The organism is Serratia sp. EC4, assembly GCF_059652115.1.
On record NZ_JBNIDE010000003.1, the window covers coordinates 576,077 to 602,873 of the forward strand.

Consider the following 26,797-nt stretch of genomic DNA (forward strand, 5'->3'; position numbering starts at 1 on the left):
GGCGGCGGAGCTAAATTAGCATGCAACGTAGGGAATAACTAAACCTTAGCTCAACACAATGTGGAGACACGTCTGGTTACAGTTCAGCATTGAACTCCCGTTTAGTGAAACCTTGATGAAATAACGCCATTCAACACAGCCAAGGATTTCATCATGTCACAGCTCAGCTACCCACTCGCCTCCGCCCGGCCGCTTAACGGCTGGCAACTGATGACGGCGCTGATCAATGGCGAAAAGGCACCGAGCAACGCCTGGAAAAAAACCTCGTTTCGCCTGAAGTTTCTCGGCCGTTCGCTGCTCAACTGGCGCACCACCAGCGGCCTGCTCAGCACCCTGGCCAGCAACCCGCTGCGGGAGGAGATCCTGAGCGCGCAGCCGAACCTGCCGTGCAAGCTGCATCGCCCCTACCTGGCGGCCAACATGAGCAAGATCGAATGCCTGTTCGCCCTGCGCGATCATTACGATCTCATCGTGCAGCGCATGCCGCTGAAGATGCGTCTCGGCCACCTCGGCCCACAGCCTTTCGTGCTGGCCCGCGCGATGGGCAAAAACGAAGCGCCGATCGCGCTGGAACTGGCGGCGATCGACAAACTGAATAAGGAAGGGGAAGCCACGCTGCTGCTGCGCAACGCCAACGGTGTGATGCTGGCGGAAATCACCTTTGCGCTGATGCATTATCAGCAGCAACCGACGCTGTTCATCGGCGGCCTGCAGGGCGCGAACCATGAGGTGCCGCACGCCGAGATCCAGCACACCACCAAGGAGTGTCACGGTCTGTTCCCTAAACGGCTGGTGCTGGAAGGCATTTGCACGCTGGCGCGGCATCTCGGCATCCGCCAGATCGTAGCCGTCGGCAATGCCACCCATATCTATCAAAACTGGCGTTACCAGAGTAAGAAGAAGGGCCAACTGCACGCCGATTACGATCAGTTCTGGCTGTCGATGGGCGCCAAACCGCTCGACAGCGGCTATTTCCTGCTGCCCGAGCGCATCGCCCGCAAACCTATCGAAGAGATTGCCAGCAAGAAGCGCGCCGAGTATCGCCGTCGCTATCAGCTGCTGGACGCGCTGGAACAGGAATTGGCGGCACATTTCTGCGCCCGATGACGCCCGGCGGGCTGTCAGTCCGCCCGGCCGCGCGCCAGCCAGATTACCCGTGAGAACATTTTCTTCAGCAGCGGCGGCACCGAGTCCGTGCCCCATTCGCCGGCCTGCATAGCGACCTCAATCGCCAGATCCGGTTTCGACGAGTGATGAACCGCTTTCAGGATCACCTTGCGCACCGGCATCTGCGCGTTGATCGGCACCGACGCCATTCGGTGATAGACCGGGGCGAACCCTTCACGGAACATGAAGTGTTCCATGTCCGGCGCCGGCAGCGCGGTCAGCCGATCGCGTTCGTTGTCTTCATGATTGTCCAGCAGGCTGCGCACGGTGTTGGCGTACTTTTTGCCTGCCTCGTCGCCGTCCACCAGCGCATGCCACTCGATGCCCATGCGGCGGGCGAAGCGCAGCAGCGGCTTCAGGCCGCACTGGGCGAATTCGATGACCCTCACCCCTTCCGCCTCGAAATGATAGCCGCACTGGCGCGCCAGCTCGTTCAGCAGCCACACTTCGGTCTCGCCTTCCACCAGCAGCCAGCAGCGCGCGAACAGCGACGACGGCCGGTTGAAACGAATGTGAAACGCGATGCGCCGCCCGTCTTCGGCGCTCAGCCCGCGCGGCCCGAGACGGTAGGTCGCAACCCGCCCCGACTCGCGCACCAGCCGGCAGACGTGCTCCACCGGCACCAGCGACACCAGTTCGCTGGAGTTGGTGGTGGTGATGCGCTGCAGCGGCAGCTGATTGAGCAGCCCCCAGGCCACCGACAGCATGATCGGGTGCAGGCGAGTTTCCGGGTCCTCCACCAGCAACAGCGGCCGGGCATGGGGATCCAGCTTGACGTCGCCCTTGGCCTGCAGCAGGGTGGAAAACATGCCCAGCAGGATCAGGCGCATGCTGCGGCTGTTCGGCTCGGCCACCATGCGGTTGATGCCGTCCAGCGCGCGCCAGGCGTCCTGCTCCGGTTCACCGCCGCGGCGGCGCGGCCGCGTCACCTGCGAACTCTGCTCGGCGAAATAGTGCTCCAGCAGCTGCTGCATCGCCGCCAGCCCCTGGCGCAGCTCACCGTTGGTCAGCTTCTGCGGATTGCGCACCAGCTCGCGCGTCAGCTGATCCAACTGTTGCGCCAACGCCTGGGTATCGGGTTTGCGTTCATCGCCGAGGCTGCTGGGGCGCAGGCGACGAATAAAGCGCGCGTCGCGCAGGCGCAATACCGGATGAATGCGGATAATGGCGTGGGCCAGTTGTTCGATATGGTGCAGTTGAAAGGCGTTGCCGTCGGCGTCGAGAAAACCGCGCCAGGTGCACACCGTGCCGTCGTCGGCCAGCTCGCCCTCGCAGCGGTAATGAATGCGGCTCAGGCCATCTTCGCCCTTGACCCACAGCGGCGTCAGGTGGCGATAGCGCGGCAGGTGCGCATGGCCGATGTCTTTTTCGCAGAAGGTGAACACCACCTGCAGGTGGCGCTCTTTGGCTGACTCTTCACCGGGGGGGAAATGGAAATCGTGCGCTTCAAACCGATACAGCTTCTGCTCCGGCGCCAGCAGCAGCGTCAGCGCATCCAGCAGGCTGGATTTACCCCAGGCGTTTTCGCCGAGCAACAGCGTGTTGTCGTCCAGCATCAGCGACAGCCGATTAATGCCGCGAAAACCTACAATTTCGATACGCTCCAAGAACATCCGCCGCCTCCCGTGCGCGCCGTCGCCTCTTCAATGAGGCGACCTTCACAGAGCATGGTCAAAAAACCCCTTGCAGGTCAAGCGGCCAGCGTCAAATCTGCCGCTTTACTCCGGCCGGGCTTTTGGTTAGCGTGTGCTCCTCGCCACCGTTCGGCGCGCCTCAAAACTCAAGGACACAAGCTGCACCATGTACTCAGGACTGTTGATTATTCTGTTACCGCTGATTGTCGGTTACCTCATTCCCTTACGCCATCGCCCGCTGCTGGTGCTGATCAACCGGCTGCTCAGCTGGATGGTGTACGTGATCCTGTTTTTCATGGGCATCAGCCTGGCGTTTATGGAAGATCTCAGCAGCAATCTGGTGCTGATCTTCCAGTACAGCGCGGTGTTCTTCTTCTGCATTCTCTGCGCCAATCTGCTGTTGCTGGCGCTGCTGGAGCGGCGCATGCCGTGGCGCAGCAGCCATAAACAGGAAAAGCTGCCTTCGCGCGTGCACATGGCGCTGGAGTCGCTCAAGCTGTGCGGCGTGGTGCTCGGCGGCTTCCTGCTCGGCCTGACGCAGTGGCAATGGCTGCAGTTCGCCCATAAAGGCAGCGAATATGCGCTGATCTTCCTGCTGTTGCTGGTCGGCATTCAGCTGCGCAACAGCGGCATGACGCTGCGCCAGATCGTGCTCAACCGCCGCGGCACGCTGGTGGCGTTGGTGGTGACCGTCGCGTCGCTGGCCGGCGGCGCGCTGGCGGCGCAGCTGCTGGGGTTGCCGGTCAAGGCCGGGCTGGCGATGGCCTCCGGCTTCGGCTGGTACTCGCTGTCCGGCATTCTGATCACCGACGCCTATGGCCCGGTGATGGGCAGCGCCGCGTTCTTCAACGATCTGGCGCGCGAGCTGGTGGCGATCATGCTGATCCCGACGCTGGTGCGCCGCAGCCGCTCCACCGCCCTCGGCCTGTGCGGCGCCACCTCGATGGACTTCACCCTGCCGGTGCTGCAGCGCAGCGGCGGGCTGGACATGGTGCCCCCCGCCATCGTCCACGGCTTCCTGCTGAGCCTGCTGGCGCCGGTGCTGATCGCCCTGTTCTCCTGATCCTTTCCCCTGGGGGCCGCCCGGCCCCCAAAGCGTAATAATTCCCATCCGCACGGCAAAATTGCGCTAAATCAAACTTGCCCGCAGTAGTCGCACAAAAGCCTTTTGCAACCCCGATCGCCGATCTATGCTTTTAAACAAGCATTACAAATGCAACTTTAAAATAAAAGGAAGCGACTATGTTCTGTGTGCAATGTGAACAAACCATCCGTACCCCGGCAGGCAACGGCTGCGCGTATGCTCAGGGCATGTGCGGCAAAACGGCGGAAACCTCCGACCTGCAGGATCTGCTGGTGGCGGCGCTGCAGGGCCTCTCCGCCTGGGCGCTGCAGGCGCGTTCGCTGGGCATCGTCGACCACGAGATCGACAGCTTCGCCCCGCGTGCCTTCTTCTCCACCCTGACCAACGTCAACTTCGATTCCCAGCGCATCATCGGCTACGCGCGGGAAACTCTGCTGCTGCGCGACTCGCTGGCCGCCCGTTGCCGGTTGCTGGATGCCGGCGTGCGCGTCGATCACCCGATGGCGGCCCTGCAGTTGGCCGGTGACGATATGCCTGCGCTGCTGCAACAGGCGGCGCAGTTTGCCCTCAACAGCGACAAGGCCGAGGTCGGCGACGACGTACACGGTTTGCGCCTGCTGTGCCTGTATGGCCTGAAAGGCGCGGCGGCCTATATGGAACACGCGCACGTGCTCGGCCAGTTCGACGAGCAACTCTATGCCGACTACCACGCCTTTATGGCCTGGCTCGGCACCCGGCCGCGCGACGTCGATACCCTGCTGAACAACGCCATGGGCATCGGCAAGATGAACTTCAACGTGATGGCGATCCTCGATCGCGGTGAAACCCAGGCCTACGGCGATCCGCAGCCCAGCGCGGTCAACGTGCGCCCGGTGGCCGGGAAAGCCATCCTGATCTCCGGGCACGATCTGAAAGATCTGCGCATGCTGCTCGAGCAAACCGAAGGACAAAACGTCAACGTCTACACCCACGGTGAAATGCTGCCGGCGCACGGCTATCCGGAACTGAAAAAATTCAAGCATCTGGTGGGCAACTACGGCAGCGGCTGGCAGAACCAGCAGACGGAATTCGCCAAATTCCCCGGCCCGATCGTGATGACCTCCAACTGCATCATCGATCCTAACGTCGGCAACTACGGCGATCGCATCTGGACCCGCAGCATCGTCGGCTGGCCGGGCGTCAACCATCTGGAAGGCGACGACTTCGGCGCCGTGATCCGCCAGGCCCAGGGCATGAACGGTTTCCCTTATACCGAGATCGAGCACCTGATCACCGTCGGCTTCGGCCGCCAGACGCTGCTGAACGCCGCCGATACGGTGATCGATCTGGTGTCGCAGAAAAAACTGCGCCACGTCTTCCTGGTCGGCGGCTGCGACGGCAGCCGCGACGAGCGCAGCTACTTCACCGACTTCGCCCGCAGCGTACCGCAAGACTGCCTGATCATGACGCTGGCCTGCGGCAAGTACCGTTTCAACAAGCTGGACTTCGGCACGCTGGAGGGGTTGCCGCGCCTGCTGGACGTCGGCCAGTGCAACGACGCCTACTCCGCCATCATGCTGGCGGTCAAGCTGGCGGACACGCTCGGCTGCAGCGTCAACGAGCTGCCGCTCAGTCTGGTGCTGTCGTGGTTTGAACAGAAGGCGATCGTCATACTGCTGACGCTGCTGTCGCTGGGGGTGAAAAACATCGTCACCGGCCCGACCGCGCCGGGCTTCCTGACCGACAACCTGATGGCGATCCTCAACGAGAAATTCGGCCTGCGTCCGATCACCACCGTGGAGCAGGATATCGCAGCGCTGCTCGCCTGATGCCATTACGTTATGGGGCCGCCTGCGCCGGCCCCTGTGTTTTTTGAGGTGCCCCGATGACTCAACCCACTCCGCTTTGCCCGAACCGCATGCAGGTGCATTCCATCCAGCGTGAAACCGCCGACGTCTGGACGCTGAACCTGATCTGCGACGTTTTCTATCCTTACCAGGCCGGCCAGTTCGCGCTGGTCAGCATTCGCAACAGCGAGGAGACGTTGCGCGCCTATACGCTCTCCTCCTCGCCCGGCCAGAGCCGCTTTCTCAGCATCAGCGTGCGTTGCCTGCCGGACGGCGTCGGGTCGCGCTGGCTGACGCAAGAGGTCAAGCCCGGCAACACGCTGTGGCTGTCCGACGCGCAGGGCGAATTCAGCTGCGAGCGCCACCCGGCCGATCGTTATCTGATGCTGGCGGCCGGCTGCGGCGTGACGCCGATCGTCTCGATGTGCCGCTGGCTGACCGCCAACCGTCCAACCTGTGATATCGCCGCGATCGTTAACGTGCGCACACCCGCCGACACGATTTTCGCCGATCAGTGGCGCGCGCTGTGCGCCGCCCATCCGCAGCTGCGCCTGACGCTGATGGCCGAGCAGGATCTGCAACTCGGCTACCTCAGCGGCCGCATCGATGAACAGACGCTGCGGCAGGCCGCGCCGGATATCGCCGAACGCACGGTGATGACCTGCGGCCCCGCGCCCTACATGGACCACGTGGAGCAGCTGTGTCGCCGGCTCGGCGTGCCGGCCGAGCGTTTCCATAAGGAGCAGTTCCACACGCCGACGGCGCAGGCCGATGCCACCGAAGGGCTGACGCTGCGCGCCGCCCGCCCGCTGCGCGAATTCCGCGTGCCGGTCGGCAGCACCCTGCTGGCGGCGATGGAGGCCAATGCCCTGCCGGTCAACGCCGCCTGCCGCGCCGGGGTGTGCGGCTCGTGCAAAACCCGCCTCCTCGAGGGCGACTACACCACCACCAGCACCATGACGCTAAGCGCGGAAGAAATCGCGCAGGGCTACGTGCTGGCCTGCAGTTGCCAGCTAAAGGGCGACGTCACGCTGGCGTGATCCCTGGCCCCATCGCCGCGATGGGGCATTTATCGGCAAGTTCCCCGTGGCCAGCCCGGTTACACTTTTCCCCGTCCTACGCTCTTTACCCTTCCTGACCGCATCTCGTCCACAGCCGGTAAGCTATGCTTGCAGTTGTTCTGCTGCCACTCACCGGATCGAGTCCACATCGTTTTTCAAACCATGTTTGGGGGAACCATGAAGCAAACCGTAGCCACACTGATCGCCAAAACGCTGGATCAAGCCGGCGTAAAACGCATTTGGGGCGTGACCGGCGATTCGCTCAACGGCCTCAGCGACAGCCTGCACCGCATGGGCACCATCGAATGGCTGGGCACCCGTCATGAAGAGGTGGCCGCCTTCGCCGCCGGCGCCGAAGCCCAGCTTACCGGCCAGTTGGCGGTGTGCGCTGGTTCCTGCGGCCCCGGCAACCTGCACCTGATCAACGGCCTGTTCGACTGCCACCGCAACCATGTGCCGGTGCTGGCGATCGCCGCACACATCCCTTCCAGCGAAATCGGCAGCGGCTACTTCCAGGAAACCCATCCGCAGGAGCTGTTCCGCGAATGCAGCCACTATTGCGAACTGGTCTCCAACCCGGAACAGCTGCCGCGCGTACTGGAGATCGCCATGCGCAAGGCGATCCTCAATCGCGGCGTCTCGGTGGTCGTCTTGCCGGGCGACGTGGCGCTGCGCATGGCGCCGGAAGACGCGACGCTGACCTGGCATACCCCGGCGCTGCCGCTGGTGCAGCCGCCGATGAGCGAGTTGAACAAGCTGGCGGAAACGCTGAACAAGGCGAAGAACATCACCCTGATGTGCGGCAGCGGCTGCGCCGGCGCGCACGATGAAGTGGTCAAGCTGGCCGAGCTGCTGCAAGCGCCGGTGGTGCACGCGCTGCGCGGCAAAGAACATATCGAGTGGGATAACCCCTACAGCGTCGGCATGACCGGGCTGATCGGTTTCTCTTCCGGCTACCACGCGATGATGAACGCCGACACGCTGGTGCTGCTCGGCACCCAGTTCCCCTATCGCGCGTTCTACCCCACCAACGCCAACATCATTCAGATCGACATCAACCCCGGCAGCATCGGCGCGCACTGCCCGGTCAATATGGCGCTGGTGGGCGATATCCACACCACCCTCACCGCCCTGCTGCCGCAGCTGGAGCCCAAGCGCGACCGGGCGTTCCTCGACAAGGCGCTGGAGCATTATCGCAACGCGCGCAAGGATCTCGACGGGCTGGCGACCGCCAACGACGACCAGCCGATCCACCCGCAGTATCTGGCGCAGCAGCTCAGCCACTATGCCAGCGACGACGCCATCTTCACCTGCGACGTCGGCACGCCGACGGTGTGGGCCGCCCGCTACGTGAAAATGAACGGCAAGCGCCGCCTGCTCGGTTCGTTCAACCACGGTTCGATGGCCAACGCCATGCCGCAGGCGATCGGCGCTCAGGCCACCGCGCCGGATAAACAGGTGATCGCCATGTGCGGCGACGGCGGCTTCACCATGCTGATGGGGGACTTCCTGTCGCTGGCGCAGCTCAAATTGCCGGTGAAAATCGTGGTGTTCAACAACAGCGTGCTGGGGTTCGTGGCGATGGAGATGAAGGCAGGCGGCTACCTGACCGACGGCACCGATCTGCATAATCCGGACTTCGCGGCGATCGCCAACGCCGCCGGCATCAAGGGCATCCGCGTGGAAAAAGCCTCCGATCTGGACGGCGCGCTGCAGGAGATGTTGGCGCACCCCGGCCCGGCGCTGCTGGATGTGGTCACCGCCAAGCAAGAGCTGGCGATGCCGCCGCAGATCAAGTTCGAACAGGCGAAAGGCTTCAGCCTGTACATGCTGCGCGCCATCATCAACGGCCGCGGCGACGAAGTGGTCGAGCTGGCGAAAACCAACTGGCTGCGCTAAGCAAGCTGCCCCGGTGAAATAAAGGGTATATGATGCCATGTACCCTTTTCCTCTCCCTTATATTCCAGGAACCCTATGCTTATCGATCTACGCAGCGACACCGTTACCCGCCCCAGCGCCGCCATGCGCCAGGCGATGGCTCAGGCAGAGGTCGGCGACGACGTCTACGGCGATGACCCGACGGTCAACGCGCTGGAGGCCGAGGCGGTGCGCCTGTCAGGCAAAGAAGCGGCATTGTTTCTGCCCAGCGGCACCCAGGCCAACCTGGTGGCGCTGCTGAGCCACTGCCAGCGCGGCGATGAATACCTGGTCGGCCAGCAGGCGCACAACTACAAATACGAAGCCGGCGGCGCAGCGGTGCTGGGCAGCATTCAGCCGCAGCCGATCGAGGCTGACGCCGACGGCACGCTGCCGCTGGACAAGCTCGCCGCCGCCATCAAACCCGACGATATCCACTTCGCCCGCACCCGGCTGCTGAGCCTGGAAAACACCATCAGCGGCCGAGTCCTGCCGCAGGCCTACCTGCAGCAGGCGTGGCAGTTTACCCGCGAGCGGCAGCTGGCGCTGCATATCGACGGCGCGCGCATCTTCAACGCCGCCGTGGCGCTGAACCTGCCGCTGAAAGAGATCGTGCAATACTGCGACACTTTCACCATTTGCCTGTCGAAAGGGTTGGGCGCGCCGGTCGGATCGCTGCTGTGCGGCAGCGAAGCCTTCATTCAGCGCGCGCTGCGCTGGCGCAAGATGACCGGCGGCGGGCTGCGTCAGGCCGGCATCCTGGCGGCGGCCGGTCTCTACGCGCTGGAGCATAACGTTGCGCGGCTGCGCGAAGACCATGACAACGCGGTCTGGCTGGAGCAACAGCTGCGGCAGATCGGCGTGGAGATCGCCGCTCCCGGCGCGCAGACCAACGTGCTGTACCTGCGCCAACCGCCGGCGCTGGCGGCCAAATTCGGTCCGTGGATGCGCGAACGCGGCGTGCTGATCAGCAGTGGCCCGCTGACGCGCATTCTGACCCACCTCGACGTCAGCCGTCAGGATCTGCAGCGGGTGGTCGAACTGTGGCGGGAGTTTCTTCAGCAGCACGCCTGATCGCCAGGGGCGCAGGCCGCGCCCCGCAATCAGAAGATCCAGCGGCCGTAAACCCAGTACCACAGCCCCAGCACCGCCGCCAGATTGAGCGCCACGCTGAGGATGAACCAGGTTTTAAACGGCTGCTTCTGGGTTTTGTGGCGAAACAGCTGCTGCGCCAGCAGCGCGCCCAACCAGCCGCCCAGCGAGCCGAACAGCAACAGCGTCGCCTCCGGCACCCGTCGCCACCCTTTGCGCGCCGCCAGCTTATCGCCGCCGTAGATCAGAAACGTCAGCAGGTTGGCCAGCAACAACCACATCCACACCGGATGCGGCGAGAACAAACTGGCGATCAGCGCCAGACCCAGCAGGGCGTAACAAATCACATTGAGCTTCATGGCATCCGGTTTTTCGTGCGATAAGGGGCGCGTAGTGTGAACCTGCGTCAGGATGGATGCAACCGACTTATACCCATACAAAATGTGCATTTAAACCCTGAATTTGGCATCCTGTCGTTCTGCCAATCCTCTACCGCACAAGGCGGCCCGATGACACCCCAACGCGTACTGGTTCTTGGAGCCAGCGGCTATATAGGCCAGAACCTGATCCCGCACCTGATCGAACAGGGGCACCAGATTACCGCCGCCGCACGGCGCATCGAGTGGCTGCAGGAGCAGAACTGGCCGCAGGTCAACTGCCTGTATGTCGATCTGTACCGCCCGGACACCCTGAGCGCGGCGCTGTGGGAAATCGATACGCTTTACTATCTGGTGCACGCGATGGGCGACGGCGACGACTTTATCGAGAAGGAACGCCAGGCGGCGGAAAACCTGCGCGACGCGCTACGCAATGCCGGCGTCAAACAGGTGATCTTTCTCGGCGCGCTGCAGCCGAACGACGACAGTTCGCCGCACCTGGCGGCCCGCCGTCTGACCGGCGAGATCCTGCGCCAGAGCGGTGTGCCGGTGACCGAGCTGCGCGCCGGCATCATCGTCGGCCCCGGTTCGGCGGCGTTCGAAGTGATGCGCGACATGGTCTATAACCTGCCGGTGCTGACGCCGCCGCGCTGGGTGCGCTCGAAGTCGTCGCCGGTGGCGCTGGAGAACCTGCTGGTTTACCTTGCCGATCTGCTGGCGCACCCGGCGGAGGAACACCGCATCTTCGACGTCGCCGGGCCTGAATACCTCAGCTATCAGGACATGTTCCAACGCTTTATCGCCATCAGCGGCAAGCGGCGCTGGCTGATCCCGATCCCCTTGCCGACGCGACTGATTTCAGTGTGGTTCATCAGCCTGATCACCTCGGTGCCGACGCCGATCGCGCGCGCGCTGATCCAGGGCCTGAAGCACGATCTGCCCGCCGACGGCAAACCGTTGCAGGCCCTGATCCCGCAACGTCTGCACACCTTCGATCAGGCGGTCACCGCCACGCTGCAGCGCGAACTGGAGGTGGTCGATTCCGCCGACTGGGGCTACGATCCGGCGGCGCGGGCCCGCTGGCGCCCCGGCTACGGCTACTACCCGAAACAGGCCGGTTGCGCGCTGAATACCGCCGCCAGCAGCCAGGCGCTGTGGCAAACGGTGCAGCAACTGGGAGGTGAAGAAGGCTATTTCTACGCCAATATCCTGTGGCGGGTCCGCGCCCGCATGGACGACATGATCGGCAACGGCGTGGTCTATGGCCGCCCGGCGCGCGCGACCCTGGCGCTGGGTGACGAAATCGACGGCTGGAAAGTCATCACGCTGAAACCGCTGCGGCAACTGGCGCTGCTGTTCGGCATGAAGGCGCCAGGGCTGGGGCGATTGAGCTTCACCATTACCGATCGCGGCGATCGCCGCACGCTGGACGTGCGCGCCTGGTGGCATCCGGCCGGCTTCAGCGGGCTGCTGTATTGGTTCGCCATGATGCCCGCGCATCTGTTCATTTTCCGCGGCATGGCGAAGCGCATCGCCGAGCTTGCCGAGAACCTGGACCGCCAACAGCGCTGAACGCCGTTCATTTGTCGATCAACCGCACAGTTTGCCGCTGTGCTTCGGGGCTTTCCGATTGCATAGCGCACGAAATCACGGAAGAATGGCATCTTATTTGCTGGGAGCGCCGCAAGCGCCCGCCGGTATTCCGATTTTGGGTGAGAATAGAGTCCGTTATGAAGGTATTGGTCACCGGTGCCACCAGTGGGTTAGGCCGTAACGCCGTTGAATATCTGCGCCGTCAGGGCATCAAAGTGCGCGCCACCGGCCGCAACCAGGCGATGGGCGGCCTGCTGGAAAAAATGGGCGCGGAGTTCATTCATGCCGATCTCACCAACCTGATCTCTTCGCAGGCCAAGGCGATGCTGGCGGACGTCGACGTGCTGTGGCACTGTTCCAGCTTTACCTCGCCCTGGGGCACCGAAGAAGCCTTCGAACTGGCCAACGTCCGCGCCACCCGCCGCCTCGGCGAATGGGCGGCGGCCTATGGCGTGGCGCAGTTCATTCACATCTCTTCCCCGGCGATCTATTTTGATTACCACCATCACCGCAACGTAACCGAAGACTTCCGCCCGCAGCGCTACGCCAATGAGTTCGCGCGCAGCAAGGCCGCCGGCGAGCAAGTGATCCAGCAGTTGGCGCTGTCCAATCCGCAGACCCATTTCACCATTCTGCGCCCGCAGGGATTGTTCGGGCCGCACGACAAGGTGATGCTGCCGCGGCTGCTGCAAATGATCAAACGCTACGGCAACCTGCTGCTGCCGCGCGGCGGCGCGGCGATGGTGGACATGACCTATCTGGAGAACGCGGTGCACGCCATGTGGCTGGCGACGCTAAAAGAAGACACGCCGTCCGGCCGCGCCTACAACATCACCAACCAGCAGCCGCGTCCGCTTCGCACCGTGGTGCAGCAGCTGATCGACGATTTGGGCATGAAGTGTCGCATCCGCTCCGTCCCCTACCCGATGCTCGACATGATGGCGCGCGGCATGGAGCGCCTGGGCAGCAAAAGCGAAAAGGAGCCGGTGTTGACCCACTACGGCGTCGCCAAACTCAACTTCGACCTCACGCTCGATACCACCCGCGCGCAGCAAGAGCTGGGCTATCAGCCGATCGTCTCGCTGGAAGAAGGCATCGCACGCACCGCCCGCTGGCTGAAAGATCACGGCAAACTGCACGGCCTGTAATCAACGCCACGCGCCGTACTTCACCAGCAGCGCATCGATAATCGCCTCACTCTCTGCATCCGGCTCACCGCGCACATCGTCGGGCCGGAAATGCATCTGAAACGCCGCCAGCACATTGCGCTGCTGCCGCGCATCCCATGACGCATCAACCGCGTAGCCGTAACGCGCCAGCTTATCGAGCAGCGGCGTCATCGGCACCGGCGCATGGCGATCGCGCCCCGCCAGCAAACGCTGCACGTCTCGTTCGTCCGGCCAGGCGCCGATGCCGGCCTGCGCCAACTGCCGCCAGGGGAACAGCGGGCCGGGATCCTGTTTGCGCTGCGGCGCGATGTCGCTGTGCCCCACCACGTCCTGCGGCTGGATGCCATAGCGTTGGATGATGTCGCGGCTCAGCGGGATCAGCACGGCGATCTGCTCCGCCGTATAAGGCTGCCAATGGGTGAACAGCATGCTGCGGGTGAACCCCTTGTTGACGATTTCGATGCCGATCGAGGTGTCGTTGAGGTTGCTGCGGCCGCGCCAGGCGCTGGCGCCGGCATGCCAGGCGCGCATCGCTTCCGGCACCAGCCGGTACACCGTCGGTTTGCCGTGTTCGCGCTGCGGATGCGCCGGCAACAGGTAGTGCGCGCTGACGTGTTCATCGGTCAGCGTTTTCAGCGATGAATGAAAGTCTTCCGCCGTATAGTGCATCACCAGAAAGCGAATGCGCCGATCGGCGCCCTGCGCCTGGTGCAGCGTCTCGAGCTGGTAAGCGCCGCGATCGACGAGCGTGTCCTGTTGCGGATTTTGGCACCCCGCCAACAGCGCGGCGGCGATGATCCCTGGCCAAATTTTCACTTATCCTCCTGATTGGCGTCCGTGAGAGATGTAACGCGACGCGATTGACCTGTATCCAATCATCACGTTCGTCGAGAAATAATGACAGACAACGCCGATGTGCAAGCGAGTGTTGCTCCCGACTGGCGGCCTTTCCCGCCCATGATAGTCTCAAAGTATCATCTGCGCCGAAAGAGCGGAGTCGAACATGTTCACGCCACGCTATCTGTCCTGGTTGCTCTGTGCCGCCATGCTGCCGCTAAGCGGCTGCGATCGGCAAAAAGTCGCTGACGCGATGGGCGCAAGCGCACCGCCCTCGGCTGCATCCGCCGCCAATGTGAGCGCGCCGGCCTATACGCCGCTGACCGCCGACCAGCTGTACCAGTTGGTCAGCCCGGTGGCGCTGTTCCCCGACAAGCTGCTGGCGCAGGTGTTGGCCGGCGCGGGTTATCCTGACCAAATCAGCGCCGCGGATGCCTGGCTGGCGCAAAACCGCGGGTTGCAACCGGCGGCGCTCAGCTCAGCGGCCGACGCTCAGCCTTGGGATCCCAGCGTGCGCGGCCTGGTGCAATTCCCCGACGTGCTCGATCAAATGGCGAAAAACATCCCCTGGACCACCGCCCTGGGCAGCGCCTACCTGAACGATCCCACCGACGTGATGAACGCCATTCAGGTGATGCGTCAACGGGCGGCCAGCCAAGGCACGCTGAAAAACACCCCGCAGCAGCGCATCGTCGTGGCCCCCACCACCCGTTACGTTGAGCAGCAGCCCTATCGCCAGCGCGTGGTGGCGGCGCCGGGCGAAACCATCGTCATCGAACCCAGCCAGCCGGATACGGTTTACGTCCCGCATTACGATCCCTGGGTGGCCTACGGCACGCCGATCCCAGCTTATCCGAGCTATCGGTATCAACCTTCGGGCTACAGCGGCGGCGACATGTTGGCGGCCGGCGTGATCAGCTTCGGTGTCGGCATTGCGGTCGCCTCATTGTTCAATCAGCACAACAGCGGCTGGCACAACTGGGATATGCGCTGGGACGATCGACGCCAACCGGTGGTCTACCGCGATGCGCCTTACATATCGCATTCCACCACCGTGGTGAATCGCGTCACCAACATCAACCAATATAACAACGTGAACAATGTGAATCGCAGCATCCATACAGTGAATAACTACAACAATACGACCGACGCGCCGACGCCGCATTTCAACCCGCCGACGCCTAACGCGCAGCCGCGTGTCGCGCCTGCGGCCCATGCGCCGATGACCCTGCCGACCTTTGCGCACACCCAGCCGGTAGCGGCCGCGCCGCACGTGCAACAGTCGGTCAACGCGCCCCATGAGCAACAGCCGAGGAGCATGCCGACGTTCACGCATACCGCGCCGGCGGCGCCCCACGCGCAGGAGCCGATGGCCGTGCATGCTGCGCCGGTGCATCCATCCGCCGTGCACCCCCAGGTTCAGATAGTGCCGCACGTCGTTCAGCCGGGGGCGCGCGAACCGGCCGCAACGCTGCATCCGGCGTTAGTGCGCCCGGCACCTGTGCCGCAAGCGCGCATCATGCCGCATCCTGCCCCGGCGCCGCAGATCCACCAGCCGTCCGTTCAGCCGATGCCGCATCGCCAAGCGCCGGCGCCGGTGAAACCGCAGGAACACCGCCCGATCGTCGAGCAGCACAAGGTGGGATGAACCTACAGGATGTCGCCCCGGCGAAACGGCCGGGGCGCGGAGAATGGCGTTAGCGGCTGACTTTCACCGCGGTGCCGCTGACGGTCACCATCAGCATGCTGCCGTCTTTGCCAACGGTTTCATAATCGATATCAATGCCGACCACCGCGTTGGCGCCCAGCTCTTTTGCCTGATCTTCTAGCTCTTCGAACGCAATCAAGCGCGCCTTGCGCAACTCTTTCTCATAAGCGCCCGAGCGGCCGCCGACGATATCGCGCACGCCGGCGAAGAAATCACGAAAAATGTTGGCGCCGAGGATCGCTTCGCCGGTGACGACGCCGCAGTATTCGGTAATGGTGAACCCTTCCAGGGTCGGGGTAGTTGAAAGCTGCATCAGAATTCCTTGTTTGATTAATTCAACGTATCTATGACCAGAAGATTGGCGTTATGTTCGCTTAATCAATGGCACGCAGTACGAATGCAAGGCCAAAAAACGCATTTATACTGTAAGCTATCGGTCTTCATGGTAGAGACTTTCACATAAGGTAATAAGATGAAAACAAAAACGATTGCGGCTGTTTTACCCTTAGCGCTGTTGCTGAGTGCCTGTACCACGGTGGAACCGGCATACAAGGATATCGGCACCCGCAGCGGCAGCTGTGTGGAAGGCGGCCCGGATACGGTCGCGCAAAAGTTCTATGACCTGCGCATCCAGCAGGGCGCCGGCCTGCCGGACAGCAACCGCCTGGCGCAGCTGCAGCCCTATCTGAGCAAAGTGCTGTATCAGGATCTGGCCAGCGCCGCTCAAAACCCGGGCAAGCACCGGATAACCGGCGATCTGTTCTCCGGCAATGCGCAAGGGCCAAGCAACGCCTCCGTCGCCAGCGCCTCGACCATTCCTAACACCGATGCGAAGAACATCCCGCTGCGCGTTGATCTGAGCTACCAGAAAGACGCCAACAGCACCGTGAACTGGCAAGACGAAGTGCTGATGGTGCGCGAAGGCACCTGCTGGGTGGTTGATGATATTCGCTACCTGAATGTTCCAGCGCACGCCACCAACGGCAGCGTGCGCCAGGTGCTGGAAAACCAGTAACCCGCCTTCCCCGGCCGACGCGGGCTTGCCGCGTCGGTCATCCCCGCTGTCCGCCGCCGCTCAAATTTCGTCCAATAGAAAAAATTTCGCTACCGATATCACAGCCTGCGCCACAAATCCCCTCCCTCGGCTTGAGTCGCGGTATCTTGTGCTAATCTTTTACTGTCCCGCCGCACACTCATAAATTTTAACGCACAAAGATTGCATAAGTATTCTGTGGAAGTTAACATTTGCGGCATCAATGTCTATTCAATTCTGGCGCATGAGTATTCAACTTAACGGTATCAATTGCTATTACGGCGCTCACCAGGCGCTGTTTGACATCACGCTGGATTGTCCAGCCGGGGAAACCCTGGTGCTGCTTGGCCCAAGCGGCGCCGGGAAAAGCTCATTGCTGCGGGTGCTGAACCTGCTGGAAATGCCGCGTTCGGGCCAACTACAGATCGCCGGCAACCAATTCGACTTCAAACAGGCGCCGGGCGAGAAAGCCATTCGCGAACTGCGTCAAAACGTCGGCATGGTCTTCCAGCAATACAACCTGTGGCCTCACCTCACTGTGGTTCAGAACCTGATCGAGGCGCCTTGCCGCGTGCTGGGTCTGACCAAGGCTCAGGCGATGGAGCGCGCCGACAAGCTGCTCAAGCGTCTGCGCCTGACCGACTTCGCCGATCGCTTCCCGCTGCACCTTTCCGGCGGCCAGCAGCAGCGCGTGGCGATCGCCCGCGCCCTGATGATGGAACCTCAGGTGCTGCTGTTCGATGAACCGACCGCGGCGCTGGATCCGGAAATCACCGCTCAGATCGTCAGCATCATTCGCGAACTGGCCGGCACCGGCATCACGCAGGTGATCGTCACCCACGAAGTGGAAGTGGCGCGCAAGACCGCCAGCCGCGTGGTGTACATGGAAAACGGCCACGTGGTGGAGCAAGGCGACAGCAGCCACTTTGCGCAGCCACAGACCACCGAGTTTGCCAACTACTTATCACACTAACAATTAACTTGCTGTAATTTGGGGATTTTGCGATGAAAAAACTAATAATCGCCGCCGTTCTGGCCGGCATCAGCGTTTCCGCCTCCGCAGCCGAAACCATCCGTTTCGCTACCGAAGCCTCCTATCCTCCATTTGAATTTATTGACGCCGGCAACAAAATTCAGGGTTTTGATGTCGATCTGGCCAACGCGCTGTGCAAAGAGATGCAGGCCGAGTGCACCTTCACCAACCAGGCGTTCGACAGCCTGATCCCGAGCCTGAAGTTCAAGCGTTTCGATGCGGTGATGGCCGGCATGGACATTACGCCGGAGCGTGAGAAGCAGGTGCTGTTCACCAAGCCTTACTACGATAACTCGGCGCTGTTCATCGCGCAGAAAGGCAAAATCGCCGACGTGGCGGCGCTGAAAGGCAAGAAAGTGGGCGTGCAAAACGGCACCACCCACCAAAAATACCTGACCGACAAGCACCCGGAAATCACCACCGTGCCTTACGACAGCTACCAGAACGCCATTTTGGATCTGAAGAACGGCCGCGTTGATGCGGTGTTCGGCGATACCGCGGTGGTCAACGAGTGGCTGAAGCAGAATGACGCGCTGGCGGCAGTGGGCGCCAAAGTGACCGACAAAGACTACTTCGGCACCGGCCTCGGCATCGCGGTGCGCCAGAAGAACACCGATCTGCAGGGCAAGTTCAACGCCGCTCTGGACAAGATCAAGCAGGATGGGACCTATGAAACCATCTACAAAAAATGGTTCCAGCAGTAATACGCCCAAATGAATGAATTACAACCTTTAGCAAGCGCCGCCGGCATGACCGTCGGCCTTGCCGTTTGCGCCCTGATCCTCGGGCTGATTCTGGCGATGCTGTTCGCCGTATGGGAATCGTCCCGCTGGAAAGCGGTCAGCTGGCTCGGCACCGCCTGGGTGACCGTGTTGCGCGGCCTGCCGGAAATCCTGGTGGTGCTGTTTATCTATTTCGGCTCGTCGCAGCTGCTGCTGATGCTCTCCGACGGCTTTACCCTCAACCTCGGTCTGTTCCAACTGCCGATTCAGCTGGCGATCGACAATTTCGAAGTCAGCCCGTTCCTGTGCGGGGTGATCGCCCTGGCCTTGCTCTATTCCGCCTACGCCTCGCAGACGCTGCGCGGCGCGCTCAAAGCGGTACCGCAGGGGCAGTGGGAATCCGGTCAAGCGCTTGGACTGAGTAAGGCGGCGATCTTCTTTCGCCTGATCATGCCGCAGATGTGGCGCCACGCCCTGCCCGGCCTCGGCAATCAGTGGCTGGTGTTGTTGAAAGACACCGCGCTGGTGTCGCTGATCAGCGTGAACGATCTGATGTTGCAAACCAAGAGCATCGCCACCCGCACCCAGGAGCCTTTTACCTGGTATGTGATCGCGGCGGCCATCTACCTGCTGGTGACGCTGTTCAGCCAATACGTCATCAAACGCATTGAGCTGCGCGCCACGCGCTTTGAGCGGGGGCCGGTCTGATGATTGAGTATTTGCCGGAAATCCTCAAAGGGCTGCATACCAGCCTGACGCTGACCGTCGCCGCGCTGATCGTCGCGCTGGTGCTGTCGCTGCTGCTGACGGTGATCCTGACGCTGAAAACGCCAATCCTGACGCCGCTGGTCAAGATCTACGTGACGCTGTTCACCGGCACGCCGCTGCTGGTGCAGATCTTCCTGATCTACTACGGCCCCGGTCAGTTTCCGGCGATCCGCGACTATCCGTGGCTGTGGAACCTGCTGTCGCAGCCCTGGCTGTGCGCGATGATAGCGCTGGCGCTGAACAGCGCGGCCTACACCACACAGCTGTTCTACGGCGCGGTGCGCGCCATTCCGGCCGGGCAATGGCAGTCGTGCGAAGCGCTGGGTATGTCGCGCCGGCAGACGCTGCGTATCCTGCTGCCGTTTGCCTTCAAACGCGCGCTGTCGTCTTATTCCAACGAAGTGGTGCTGGTGTTCAAAAGCACCTCGCTGGCCTATACCATCACGCTGATGGAAGTGATGGGCTACAGCCAGCTGATGTATGGCCGCACCTACGACGTGATGGTGTTCGGCGCCGCCGGCCTGGTGTACCTGTGCGTCAATGGCCTGCTGACGCTGCTGATGCGGCTGGTGGAGCGCCGCGCGCTGGCGTTTGAGCGCCGTAACTGAGGGCGCCGCCCCCATGAGCCCCGCCATTGTGCGGGGCTTTTTTTACCCCTCAATGCAATACTTAATCATTTATATTGCATTTTAATTCACTCAATGGCAGGGTTAACAACAGGCATTCGCACAAAAACCTCTGGCGATTACCAGTAAAAACAAACGATAGCGAATAATCACTTTCAGGATCCAGACAGGAGCTCTACGCATGAAAAAACTGCTGCTTGCCGCGACGATGTTGGCCGGGATGACCTTTAACGCCGCCGCTGCCGAGACTATCCGCTTCGCCGCCTCCGCCACCTACCCGCCGTTCGAATCACTCGACGCCAACAACCAGATCGTCGGTTTCGATATCGATCTGGCCAACGCGCTGTGCAAGCAGATGCAGGCGCAGTGCACCTTCACCAACCAGGCGTTCGACAGCCTGATCGCCGCGCTGAAATTCAAGAAATACGATGCGGTGATTTCCGGGATGGATATCACGCCGGAACGCAGCAAACAGGTCGCTTTCACCCAGCCTTACTACGCCAACTCGGCAATCGTGATCGCGCAAAAAGGCAAGTTCAGCTCGCTGGCGGATCTGAAAGGCAAAAAGCTCGGCATGGAAAACGGCACCACCCACCAGAAATACATGCAGGACAAGCACCCGGAGATTAACACCGTTTCTTACGACAGCTACCAGAACGCCATTCTGGAGCTGAAAAACGGCCGTATCGACGGCGTGTTCGGCGACACCGCCGTGGTGAACGAGTGGCTGAAAACCAACCCGCAGCTGGCGCCAGTCGGCGAGCACATCACCGATGCGCAATACTTCGGCACCGGTCTCGGCATCGCGGTGCGCCCGGACAACCAGGCGCTGCTGGCCAAGCTGAACGCCGCGCTGGACGCCATCAAGGCCGATGGCACCTACAAAGCCATCAACGACAAATGGTTCCCGCAGTAAGCAATAAGGCCCGGATAACCGGGCCTTATGTTTTATAAACGCCGCACCAGCAGCGTCAACACTTCGTAGTGCGCGGTATGCGGGAACATGTCGAACAGCTGCACCCGTTCGATGCGGTACCCCGGCAACGCCTCGATATCTTTCGCCATGCTCTCGGCGTTGCAGCTGGAATAGAGAATATAGTCCGGCGCCATCCGGCTCAGGTAGTCGCACAGCGCCTGGCCAATGCCGCGCCGCGGCGGGTTAACCAGCACCAGCTGCGGCACCTGGCCTTCGGCGGTGGCGAAGCGGGTGGAGTCGAGCGCCTGAAAATCTACCTGCAATAGCCCTAACCGCTGCGCCGACTGGCGCGCGCAGGCGATCGCTTCCGCGCTGATTTCGATGCCGGTCAGCCGCGTTTGCGGCTGCGCGCAGTGCAGGCCGAAACCGCCGACGCCGCAGAACAGATCCCACATGCTGTCGATACCCAGCGCGCGCACCCAGTCGCGGGCGGTGGCATACAGTTCGGCGGCCACCTGCGGGTTGGTTTGGAAGAAGCTTTGCGGACGGATGAACAGCGGCACCTGATTGAACTGTTCCTCCAGCGCCTGCTGTTCGGTCAGCGCGATCTCGCGCTCCCCTTCCATGATCGCCATGTGCACCGGCTGAATATTGGCGGAGATCACCTTGAGCTGCGGCAGCTGCAGCTGCAGCCATGGCAGCGCGGCGCGCAGCTGCGCCAGCTTGGTTTCCGAGCGCAGCACGAAGCGCAGCATCACGCCGCCGTCGAGCGTGCTTTCGGTCAGCAGCAGGTATTTCAGCTCGCCGCGTTTGCGCGCCACGTTATACGGCGTCAGGCCGGCGCGGGCGATGAAGCTTTTCAGCACCGCAAACATCGGCGCAAAGCCGGCGGGATACAGCGGGCAATCGCTCAGGTCGACCGGCGTGCCGTCGCGGTGCAGCATGCCGAGCAGCGGGCGCTCCACGCTGCCGCTGACCACCATCTTGGCTTTATTGCGAAATGCGCTCAGTTCCCCCGCCGCCGGCTGCAGCCACTGCGCGACGTCGCGCCCGGCCAGCAGCGAGTGCAGGTGATGCTGTTTGTCGGCCAGTTGCTGCGGATAGGGCTTTTCCAGCCACTGACAGGAACGGCAGGTGCCCGCCGTATACAAAGCGCAATGCATGAAGATTACCGTGAAGTTCAGGATGACGAATTAAGGGCGCAGAGTTTACCACTCCGCGCGCCTAAAATCTCACTTGCGCGCGGTGAAGAAGCGGCGGCTGGCGGCAGGAACGAACAGCAACGCCAGGATCACCGCGTCGGGGATCTTTTGCAGGATCAGAACGTGCAGGATTTGGCCGCTGGTTTCCCCCTCCACGGTGAACACCTCGGGGAAGACGCTGCCGATGGTGGCCAACAGCAGATAAAGCACCACGATGCACTGGCAGGCCACATAGCCCCAGCGCCCCCAATTGCGGCCGCGCATCACCGCAAAGCCGCAGCTGATTTGCAGGCACAGCAGCATCAGGCCGGCCAGAAAGATAAAGGTGGAATCCCACGCCTGCGCGCTGGTGTTGACGAATTCCTGCGCGCCGTCAACGCCCAGCTCGCCCAGCAGCAGCACCACGCTGATACACTTGATCGCCACCATGGCGGTGCCCGCCACCATCACCGGCACCGGCGCATCCGAAGTCGATCCCATTCCCTGCCCGCTTTTCAGCATGTCTGACATATCCGTGTTCCGCTACGACGCGCCACCTATACAGGTGGCGCATGTAAAGTCAGGTAGTTAGTTGCAATACTTATTGATTGCAAAAATAGCAGGTTTGTTACGATTCAGCTACGGGCCGCCCGCTGCAATTCACGCGATCGTTGTTTTTCCGAGCGCGCCATAAACCACCAGGCGATCAGGCCGAGGATGCCCACCACCAGCAGGATCAGACTGGCCAGCGCATTGATTTCCGGATTCACCCCCATGCGCACGCTGGAGAACACCAGCATCGGCAACGTGGTGGCGCCCGGGCCGGAGACGAAACTGGCGATCACCAGATCGTCCAGCGACAGGGTAAACGCCAGCATCCAGCCGGAGATCAGCGCCGGCGCAATCATCGGCAAGGTGATGACGAAGAACACCTTCAGCGGCGGCGCCCCCAGATCCATTGCCGCCTCTTCAATCGAGCGATCCACCTCGCGCAGACGTGAGCTGATGACCACCGCCACATAAGCGGTACAGAAGGTGACATGCGCCAGCCAGATGGTAAACATGCCGCGCTCCGACGGCCAGCCGAAGGCATGCCCCATCGCCACGAACAGCAGCAGCAGCGACAGACCGGTGATCACGTCCGGCATCACCAGCGGCGCGGTCAGCATAAACGCGAAGCCGGTCGAACCGCGAAAGCGGCCGAATCGCACCATCACCACGGCGGCGATGGCCCCCAGTACCACCGCGGCGGTGGCGGAGGCGGCAGCGATGGTCAGGCTGAGCCCCACCGCGCTGATCATCGCCGAATCGTGGAACAGTTCGGTATACCAGCGCGTGGACCAACCGGCCCACACCGTCACCAGCTTGGAGCTGTTGAAGGAGTAGATCACCAGCATCAGCATCGGCGCATACAGGAAGGTAAAACCGATCGTCAGGATGGCGATGCGCCACGGTGAACGCACTACCGGCAAGTTGTTCATTCCTGCCCCCCTATTTCCTTGTTCTGGTGTTTGTGGAACCACAAAATTGGCACGATCAGCAACAGCAGCATGATGGTGGCGACCGCCGAGGCCACCGGCCAGTCGCGGTTATTGAAGAACTCCTGCCACAGCACGCGGCCGATCATGATGCTGTCCGGCCCACCGAGCAGTTCCGGGATCACGAACTCCCCCACCGCCGGAATGAATACCAGCATCGAACCGGCGATGATGCCGCCGCGCGTCAGCGGCACGATCACGCTGAAGAAGGTTTTCAGCGGCCGCGCCCCCAGATCCAGCGACGCCTCCACCAGCGAGTAATCCAGCCGGATCAGCGCCGTGTAAATCGGCAACACCATAAACGGCAGATAGGAATAAACGATGCCGATATACACCGCCAGGTTGGTGTGCAGGATCACCAGCGGTTGGTCGATCACCCCTAGCCACATCAGAAAGTTATTCAGCGTGCCGTTGTTTTTCAGGATCCCCATCCAGGCGTAAACGCGGATCAGGAACGAAGTCCAGGAAGGCAGGATCACCAGCAACAGCAGAATGTTGCGGGTCGACGCTTTGCTGTGAGCCACCGCCCAGGCCAGCGGATAGCCGATGATCAGGCAGCACAGCGTCGAGACCGCCGCCACGCGCAGCGACTGCAGGTAGGCATCGATATACAACGGATCGTCGGTCAGCTGCAGATAGTTGGCGAAGTTGAGCGCAATGTTCAGCTTACCGTCCACCCAGCTCATCAGCTCGGTGTAAGGCGGCACCGCCAACGCCAGCTCCGCCAGGCTGATCTTGAACACGATCAGGAACGGCAGCATAAACAGCAGCGTCAGCCATAAATACGGCAATGCGATTACCAGCTTGCGGCCGTGAGCCATCAGCAGGCGATGGAACAAGGCCTTGAGGGTGGCCGGCGTTTTGGCCGGCGGTTCCGGCGTGCGTTCAGAAAGCAGGGACATACGGGTTACTCCTCACCAGCTCCACTACACCGTCAACACGACACAGCTGTCGGTTTCCCAACATAGACGCACTTCATCGCCCCAGGTGGGCATCCCCTTGCGGAAACGATGGCCGTTTTGCAGCTGGGCGCTGATGATCTGCCCGCTGTGCAGCTTCACGTGGTAGATGGACAGATCGCCCAGATAGGAAATGTGCGCCACTTCCCCCACCGCGAAGTTGCAGCCGTCTTCCGGCACCTGTTCGCACAGCAGGATCTTTTCCGGCCGCAGCGCGACCTGGATCGGCACGCCATCCACCACCGAGGCGTCCGGATCCACTTTGATCGCATGGCGCAGCCCCGGGCTTTGCAGGATCAGCGCATCGTCGTGGCGCTCTTGCAGCACGCAGTCGAAGACGTTGACCGAACCGATAAATTCGGCGCTGAAGCGGCTGTTCGGATGCTCGTAGATCTCTTCCGGCTCGCCGATCTGCACGAACTTGCCGCGGTTCATGATGGCGATGCGCCCCGCCATGGTCATCGCCTCCTCCTGATCGTGCGTCACCATCACGCAGGTCACGCCGACGCGCTCGAGAATGTCGGTCACTTCCAGCTGCATGCGATCGCGCAGCTTCTTGTCCAGCGCGCCCATCGGTTCATCCAACAGCAGCAACTTCGGCCGCTTGGCCAGGCTGCGCGCCAGCGCCACCCGCTGCCGCTGGCCGCCGGAAAGCTGGTGCGGTTTGCGTTTGGCGAACTCCTGCATGTGCACCAGCGCCAGCATTTCCGCCACCCGTTCGGCGATCTCCGCCCGCGGCATTTTGTCCTGCTTCAGGCCGAACGCGATGTTTTGCTCCACGGTCATGTGCGGGAACAGCGCGTACGACTGAAACATCATGTTGATCGGCCGCTGGTACGGCGGCACATGCGACATATCCTGCCCATCGAGTACGATCTGCCCTTCCGTCGGCTGTTCAAAGCCGGCCAGCATGCGCAGCAAGGTGGACTTGCCGCAGCCGGACGGGCCAAGCAGCGCAAAGATCTCGCCCTTGTAGATGGTGAGGCTGACGTCTTCGACCGCATTCTGCCCGTCGAAGGTTTTGGTGAGGTTACGGATTTCCAGCAGAGGGGTGAAGACCTTCTGCGACTTGGCTTGAGGACGAGGGATGGCGTCGTTCAATCGGGGTGCTCTCCGGCGTAAAGCGGCACAAAACCACGGCGAGCGCCGTGGCCCAAAACGGCAATGCAGGCGGGGAGCCCCCGCCTGCCGGTTTACCGACGATCGGGGGTATCCCCCCCATCATCACTTCCCGCTTTTAACTTTAGTCCATGCGCGGGTAATGACACGGTCCAGCTTCGGCGACTGCACGTTGAGCGTGAACAGCTTGGCGCGCAGATCGGCCGGCGGATAGACGTTCGGGTTCTCGCGCACTTCGGCGTTCACCAGCGGCGTGGAATCTTTCACCGCATTGGCGTAATAGACATAGTTGCTGATGCCCGCCATCACGTCAGGTTTCATCAGGAAGTTCAGGAACTGGTACGCGGCGTCTTTGTTCTTGGCGTCCGCCGGCATGGCGAACATGTCAAAGTAGGTCAGCGCCCCCTCTTTCGGGATCGCGTAGGCCACGTTCACGCCGTTCTTCGCCTCTTTGGCGCGGTTGGCCGCCTGCATCACGTCGCCAGACCAGCCGATCGCCACGCAGATATCACCGTTAGCCAGATCGTTGATGTACTGAGAAGAGTGGAAGTAACGAATGTTCGGCCGCAGTTTCAGCAGCAGATCGTTGGCCGCGCCGGTGTAGTCCGCCGCATTGGTGCTGTTGGGATCCTTGCCCAGGTAGTGCAGCACGGTGGCGTAAACCTCGCTCGGCGCATCGAGGAAGGAGACGCCGCAGCTTTTCAACTTCTCGAGGTTTTCCGGCTTGAGGATCAGATCCCAACTGTCGACAGGCGCGTCTTTGCCCAATGCCGCCTTCACCTTGTCGACGTTATAGCCGATGCCGGTGGTCACCATCAGGTATGGGATGCCGTATTTGTTGTCTTTGTCATTGTGTGCAACCAGCTTCAGCATCTCGGGATCGAGATTCTTGTAGTTGGGCATTTTGCTCTTGTCGAGCGGTTCGAAGATGCCGGCCTGAGACTGGCGCTCGAGGAAGTTGGATGAAGGAACCACCAGATCATAACCGGTGCTGCCCGCCATCAGTTTGCCTTCCAACACTTCGTTGGAGTCAAAGACGTCGTACACCACTTTGATGCCGGTTTCTTTCTGGAAATTAGCCAAAGTGTCCGGCGCGATATAATCGGACCAGTTATACACGTGCAGCGTTTTCTCTTCGGCTGACGCATTGACGGACGCGGCCATCAACAGGCCGGCAACCACACCCGATAACCACTTTTTACGTTGGGTGACCATCCGTAACTTCCTCCAAAACAGGGTGAATCATAGAATTGAACTTGTATCTGCAGCGATACAAAACCTTTCCTGATTGAGCGCAATCGTTGCAACCGCGAACTGAATGGCTATGCATATGATTGCATGCGCCTTTTTCACTGCCCTGCTCGCGTGGTCACAAGGGGAATCGCAAGCCCTTTGCAGAATCAGCAGCATAGCCGCTGCCATCGCAACCCGCCAGCC

Annotated in this window: 25 protein-coding genes; 15 read left to right on the forward strand and 10 right to left on the reverse strand. The window is 61.7% G+C overall.

The features are described from left to right. Positions 1-153 precede the first annotated feature (153 nt). Positions 154-1,107, forward strand: coding sequence for a VirK/YbjX family protein (locus ACP39K_RS13030; RefSeq protein WP_016928337.1), 954 nt, complete (start codon positions 154-156; stop codon positions 1,105-1,107). A gap of 14 nt (positions 1,108-1,121) precedes the next feature. On the opposite strand, the gene ACP39K_RS13035 is transcribed toward ACP39K_RS13030, so the two are convergent. Continuing rightward, complete coding sequence (locus ACP39K_RS13035) at positions 1,122-2,780, reverse strand: ATP-dependent endonuclease (RefSeq protein WP_033640824.1); 1,659 nt, start codon at positions 2,778-2,780, stop codon at positions 1,122-1,124. A gap of 187 nt (positions 2,781-2,967) precedes the next feature. Here ACP39K_RS13035 and ACP39K_RS13040 point away from each other — a divergent pair, with 187 nt between their 5' ends. From ACP39K_RS13040 to ltaE, 5 genes are all read left to right on the forward strand, one after another. Beyond that, positions 2,968-3,864 carry a LysO family transporter gene (locus tag ACP39K_RS13040; protein WP_004928363.1) on the forward strand — a complete coding sequence of 299 codons (897 nt, stop codon included), beginning with the start codon at positions 2,968-2,970 and terminating at the stop codon, positions 3,862-3,864. Between the two features lie 179 nt (positions 3,865-4,043). Next, on the forward strand, positions 4,044-5,693 hold the full coding sequence (gene hcp, locus ACP39K_RS13045) for a hydroxylamine reductase (RefSeq protein ID WP_048796500.1): 1,650 nt from the start codon (positions 4,044-4,046) through the stop codon (positions 5,691-5,693). A gap of 56 nt (positions 5,694-5,749) precedes the next feature. Beyond that, positions 5,750-6,751, forward strand: coding sequence for an NADH oxidoreductase (hcr, locus tag ACP39K_RS13050; protein WP_033640826.1), 1,002 nt, complete (start codon positions 5,750-5,752; stop codon positions 6,749-6,751). Positions 6,752-6,949: 198 nt separating this feature from the next. Further along, positions 6,950-8,671 (forward strand): ubiquinone-dependent pyruvate dehydrogenase, encoded by a 1,722-nt coding sequence (gene poxB, locus ACP39K_RS13055; protein ID WP_016928342.1) that lies wholly within the window; start codon positions 6,950-6,952, stop codon positions 8,669-8,671. Between the two features lie 75 nt (positions 8,672-8,746). Beyond that, positions 8,747-9,763, forward strand: a complete 1,017-nt coding sequence (gene ltaE, locus ACP39K_RS13060; RefSeq protein ID WP_016928343.1) for a low-specificity L-threonine aldolase — start codon at positions 8,747-8,749, stop codon at positions 9,761-9,763. A 29-nt stretch (positions 9,764-9,792) separates the two neighbouring features. Here the strand turns inward: ltaE and ACP39K_RS13065 are convergent, their stop codons facing one another. Then, the gene (locus ACP39K_RS13065) at positions 9,793-10,140 is read right to left on the reverse strand and encodes a DUF1294 domain-containing protein (protein WP_497008564.1); all 348 of its coding nucleotides are present in this window, start codon (positions 10,138-10,140) and stop codon (positions 9,793-9,795) included. A 150-nt stretch (positions 10,141-10,290) separates the two neighbouring features. Between ACP39K_RS13065 and ACP39K_RS13070 the strand changes: the two genes are divergently transcribed. Together ACP39K_RS13070 and ACP39K_RS13075 are read left to right on the forward strand one after the other, a co-directional pair. Next, positions 10,291-11,730 carry a DUF2867 domain-containing protein gene (locus ACP39K_RS13070; RefSeq protein ID WP_497008565.1) on the forward strand — a complete coding sequence of 480 codons (1,440 nt, stop codon included), beginning with the start codon at positions 10,291-10,293 and terminating at the stop codon, positions 11,728-11,730. Between the two features lie 158 nt (positions 11,731-11,888). Next, entirely contained in the window at positions 11,889-12,899 is a 1,011-nt protein-coding gene (locus ACP39K_RS13075) for a 3-beta-hydroxysteroid dehydrogenase (protein ID WP_004928393.1), read from the forward strand. Here ACP39K_RS13075 and ACP39K_RS13080 read toward each other — a convergent pair whose 3' ends face one another. Continuing rightward, positions 12,900-13,736 (reverse strand): N-acetylmuramoyl-L-alanine amidase, encoded by an 837-nt coding sequence (locus tag ACP39K_RS13080; RefSeq protein WP_016928349.1) that lies wholly within the window; start codon positions 13,734-13,736, stop codon positions 12,900-12,902. Between the two features lie 187 nt (positions 13,737-13,923). Between ACP39K_RS13080 and ACP39K_RS13085 the strand changes: the two genes are divergently transcribed. Continuing rightward, on the forward strand, positions 13,924-15,405 hold the full coding sequence (locus tag ACP39K_RS13085) for a DUF3300 domain-containing protein (protein ID WP_497008566.1): 1,482 nt from the start codon (positions 13,924-13,926) through the stop codon (positions 15,403-15,405). A gap of 49 nt (positions 15,406-15,454) precedes the next feature. Here ACP39K_RS13085 and ACP39K_RS13090 read toward each other — a convergent pair whose 3' ends face one another. After that, entirely contained in the window at positions 15,455-15,778 is a 324-nt protein-coding gene (locus ACP39K_RS13090; RefSeq protein WP_004928400.1) for a heavy metal-binding domain-containing protein, read from the reverse strand. Between the two features lie 159 nt (positions 15,779-15,937). Here ACP39K_RS13090 and ACP39K_RS13095 point away from each other — a divergent pair, with 159 nt between their 5' ends. From ACP39K_RS13095 to artJ (ACP39K_RS13120), 6 genes are all read left to right on the forward strand, one after another. Beyond that, positions 15,938-16,480: a lipoprotein gene (locus tag ACP39K_RS13095; protein ID WP_033640830.1), complete on the forward strand. Its 543-nt coding sequence runs from the start codon at positions 15,938-15,940 to the stop codon at positions 16,478-16,480. A 262-nt stretch (positions 16,481-16,742) separates the two neighbouring features. Then, positions 16,743-17,471, forward strand: a complete 729-nt coding sequence (gene artP / locus ACP39K_RS13100; RefSeq protein WP_142590589.1) for an arginine ABC transporter ATP-binding protein ArtP — start codon at positions 16,743-16,745, stop codon at positions 17,469-17,471. A 32-nt stretch (positions 17,472-17,503) separates the two neighbouring features. Next, complete coding sequence (gene artJ, locus ACP39K_RS13105) at positions 17,504-18,235, forward strand: arginine ABC transporter substrate-binding protein (RefSeq protein ID WP_004928409.1); 732 nt, start codon at positions 17,504-17,506, stop codon at positions 18,233-18,235. 9 nt (positions 18,236-18,244) lie between these two features. Further along, positions 18,245-18,961 carry an arginine ABC transporter permease ArtQ gene (gene artQ / locus ACP39K_RS13110; RefSeq protein ID WP_028127976.1) on the forward strand — a complete coding sequence of 239 codons (717 nt, stop codon included), beginning with the start codon at positions 18,245-18,247 and terminating at the stop codon, positions 18,959-18,961. After that, the gene (artM, locus tag ACP39K_RS13115; RefSeq protein WP_033637817.1) at positions 18,961-19,629 is read left to right on the forward strand and encodes an arginine ABC transporter permease ArtM; all 669 of its coding nucleotides are present in this window, start codon (positions 18,961-18,963) and stop codon (positions 19,627-19,629) included. The genes artQ and artM overlap by 1 nt, the downstream gene beginning before the upstream one ends. Before the next feature lie 199 nt (positions 19,630-19,828). After that, a complete protein-coding gene (gene artJ / locus ACP39K_RS13120) occupies positions 19,829-20,563 on the forward strand; it encodes an arginine ABC transporter substrate-binding protein (protein ID WP_016928355.1) in 735 nt (244 codons plus the stop codon). A gap of 32 nt (positions 20,564-20,595) precedes the next feature. On the opposite strand, the gene rlmC is transcribed toward artJ (ACP39K_RS13120), so the two are convergent. From rlmC to potF, 6 genes are all read right to left on the reverse strand, one after another. Then, on the reverse strand, positions 20,596-21,726 hold the full coding sequence (rlmC, locus tag ACP39K_RS13125; RefSeq protein WP_497008567.1) for a 23S rRNA (uracil(747)-C(5))-methyltransferase RlmC: 1,131 nt from the start codon (positions 21,724-21,726) through the stop codon (positions 20,596-20,598). A 69-nt stretch (positions 21,727-21,795) separates the two neighbouring features. Further along, the gene (locus ACP39K_RS13130; protein WP_028127974.1) at positions 21,796-22,275 is read right to left on the reverse strand and encodes a YbjO family protein; all 480 of its coding nucleotides are present in this window, start codon (positions 22,273-22,275) and stop codon (positions 21,796-21,798) included. Positions 22,276-22,379: 104 nt separating this feature from the next. After that, positions 22,380-23,225 (reverse strand): putrescine ABC transporter permease PotI, encoded by an 846-nt coding sequence (gene potI, locus ACP39K_RS13135; protein WP_016928360.1) that lies wholly within the window; start codon positions 23,223-23,225, stop codon positions 22,380-22,382. Beyond that, on the reverse strand, positions 23,222-24,184 hold the full coding sequence (gene potH / locus ACP39K_RS13140; RefSeq protein ID WP_016928361.1) for a putrescine ABC transporter permease PotH: 963 nt from the start codon (positions 24,182-24,184) through the stop codon (positions 23,222-23,224). The genes potI and potH overlap by 4 nt, the downstream gene beginning before the upstream one ends. Before the next feature lie 24 nt (positions 24,185-24,208). Further along, positions 24,209-25,342, reverse strand: a complete 1,134-nt coding sequence (gene potG, locus ACP39K_RS13145) for a putrescine ABC transporter ATP-binding subunit PotG (RefSeq protein ID WP_033640832.1) — start codon at positions 25,340-25,342, stop codon at positions 24,209-24,211. Between the two features lie 123 nt (positions 25,343-25,465). Beyond that, complete coding sequence (gene potF, locus ACP39K_RS13150) at positions 25,466-26,575, reverse strand: spermidine/putrescine ABC transporter substrate-binding protein PotF (RefSeq protein ID WP_015377292.1); 1,110 nt, start codon at positions 26,573-26,575, stop codon at positions 25,466-25,468. Positions 26,576-26,797: the final 222 nt, after the last annotated feature.

What these genes read in the sequence shown, in the direction of transcription:
- ACP39K_RS13030 (WP_016928337.1), top strand. Translation starts at nt 154, where the DNA reads ATGTCACAGCTCAGCTACCCACTCGCCTCCGCCCGGCCGCTTAACGGC.
- ACP39K_RS13035 (WP_033640824.1), bottom strand. Translation starts at nt 2,780, where the DNA reads ATGTTCTTGGAGCGTATCGAAATTGTAGGTTTTCGCGGCATTAATCGG.
- ACP39K_RS13040 (WP_004928363.1), top strand. Translation starts at nt 2,968, where the DNA reads ATGTACTCAGGACTGTTGATTATTCTGTTACCGCTGATTGTCGGTTAC.
- hcp (WP_048796500.1), top strand. Translation starts at nt 4,044, where the DNA reads ATGTTCTGTGTGCAATGTGAACAAACCATCCGTACCCCGGCAGGCAAC.
- hcr (WP_033640826.1), top strand. Translation starts at nt 5,750, where the DNA reads ATGACTCAACCCACTCCGCTTTGCCCGAACCGCATGCAGGTGCATTCC.
- poxB (WP_016928342.1), top strand. Translation starts at nt 6,950, where the DNA reads ATGAAGCAAACCGTAGCCACACTGATCGCCAAAACGCTGGATCAAGCC.
- ltaE (WP_016928343.1), top strand. Translation starts at nt 8,747, where the DNA reads ATGCTTATCGATCTACGCAGCGACACCGTTACCCGCCCCAGCGCCGCC.
- ACP39K_RS13065 (WP_497008564.1), bottom strand. Translation starts at nt 10,140, where the DNA reads ATGAAGCTCAATGTGATTTGTTACGCCCTGCTGGGTCTGGCGCTGATC.
- ACP39K_RS13070 (WP_497008565.1), top strand. Translation starts at nt 10,291, where the DNA reads ATGACACCCCAACGCGTACTGGTTCTTGGAGCCAGCGGCTATATAGGC.
- ACP39K_RS13075 (WP_004928393.1), top strand. Translation starts at nt 11,889, where the DNA reads ATGAAGGTATTGGTCACCGGTGCCACCAGTGGGTTAGGCCGTAACGCC.
- ACP39K_RS13085 (WP_497008566.1), top strand. Translation starts at nt 13,924, where the DNA reads ATGTTCACGCCACGCTATCTGTCCTGGTTGCTCTGTGCCGCCATGCTG.
- ACP39K_RS13090 (WP_004928400.1), bottom strand. Translation starts at nt 15,778, where the DNA reads ATGCAGCTTTCAACTACCCCGACCCTGGAAGGGTTCACCATTACCGAA.
- ACP39K_RS13095 (WP_033640830.1), top strand. Translation starts at nt 15,938, where the DNA reads ATGAAAACAAAAACGATTGCGGCTGTTTTACCCTTAGCGCTGTTGCTG.
- artP (WP_142590589.1), top strand. Translation starts at nt 16,743, where the DNA reads ATGAGTATTCAACTTAACGGTATCAATTGCTATTACGGCGCTCACCAG.
- artJ (WP_004928409.1), top strand. Translation starts at nt 17,504, where the DNA reads ATGAAAAAACTAATAATCGCCGCCGTTCTGGCCGGCATCAGCGTTTCC.
- artQ (WP_028127976.1), top strand. Translation starts at nt 18,245, where the DNA reads ATGAATGAATTACAACCTTTAGCAAGCGCCGCCGGCATGACCGTCGGC.
- artM (WP_033637817.1), top strand. Translation starts at nt 18,961, where the DNA reads ATGATTGAGTATTTGCCGGAAATCCTCAAAGGGCTGCATACCAGCCTG.
- artJ (WP_016928355.1), top strand. Translation starts at nt 19,829, where the DNA reads ATGAAAAAACTGCTGCTTGCCGCGACGATGTTGGCCGGGATGACCTTT.
- rlmC (WP_497008567.1), bottom strand. Translation starts at nt 21,726, where the DNA reads ATGCATTGCGCTTTGTATACGGCGGGCACCTGCCGTTCCTGTCAGTGG.
- ACP39K_RS13130 (WP_028127974.1), bottom strand. Translation starts at nt 22,275, where the DNA reads ATGTCAGACATGCTGAAAAGCGGGCAGGGAATGGGATCGACTTCGGAT.
- potI (WP_016928360.1), bottom strand. Translation starts at nt 23,225, where the DNA reads ATGAACAACTTGCCGGTAGTGCGTTCACCGTGGCGCATCGCCATCCTG.
- potH (WP_016928361.1), bottom strand. Translation starts at nt 24,184, where the DNA reads ATGTCCCTGCTTTCTGAACGCACGCCGGAACCGCCGGCCAAAACGCCG.
- potF (WP_015377292.1), bottom strand. Translation starts at nt 26,575, where the DNA reads ATGGTCACCCAACGTAAAAAGTGGTTATCGGGTGTGGTTGCCGGCCTG.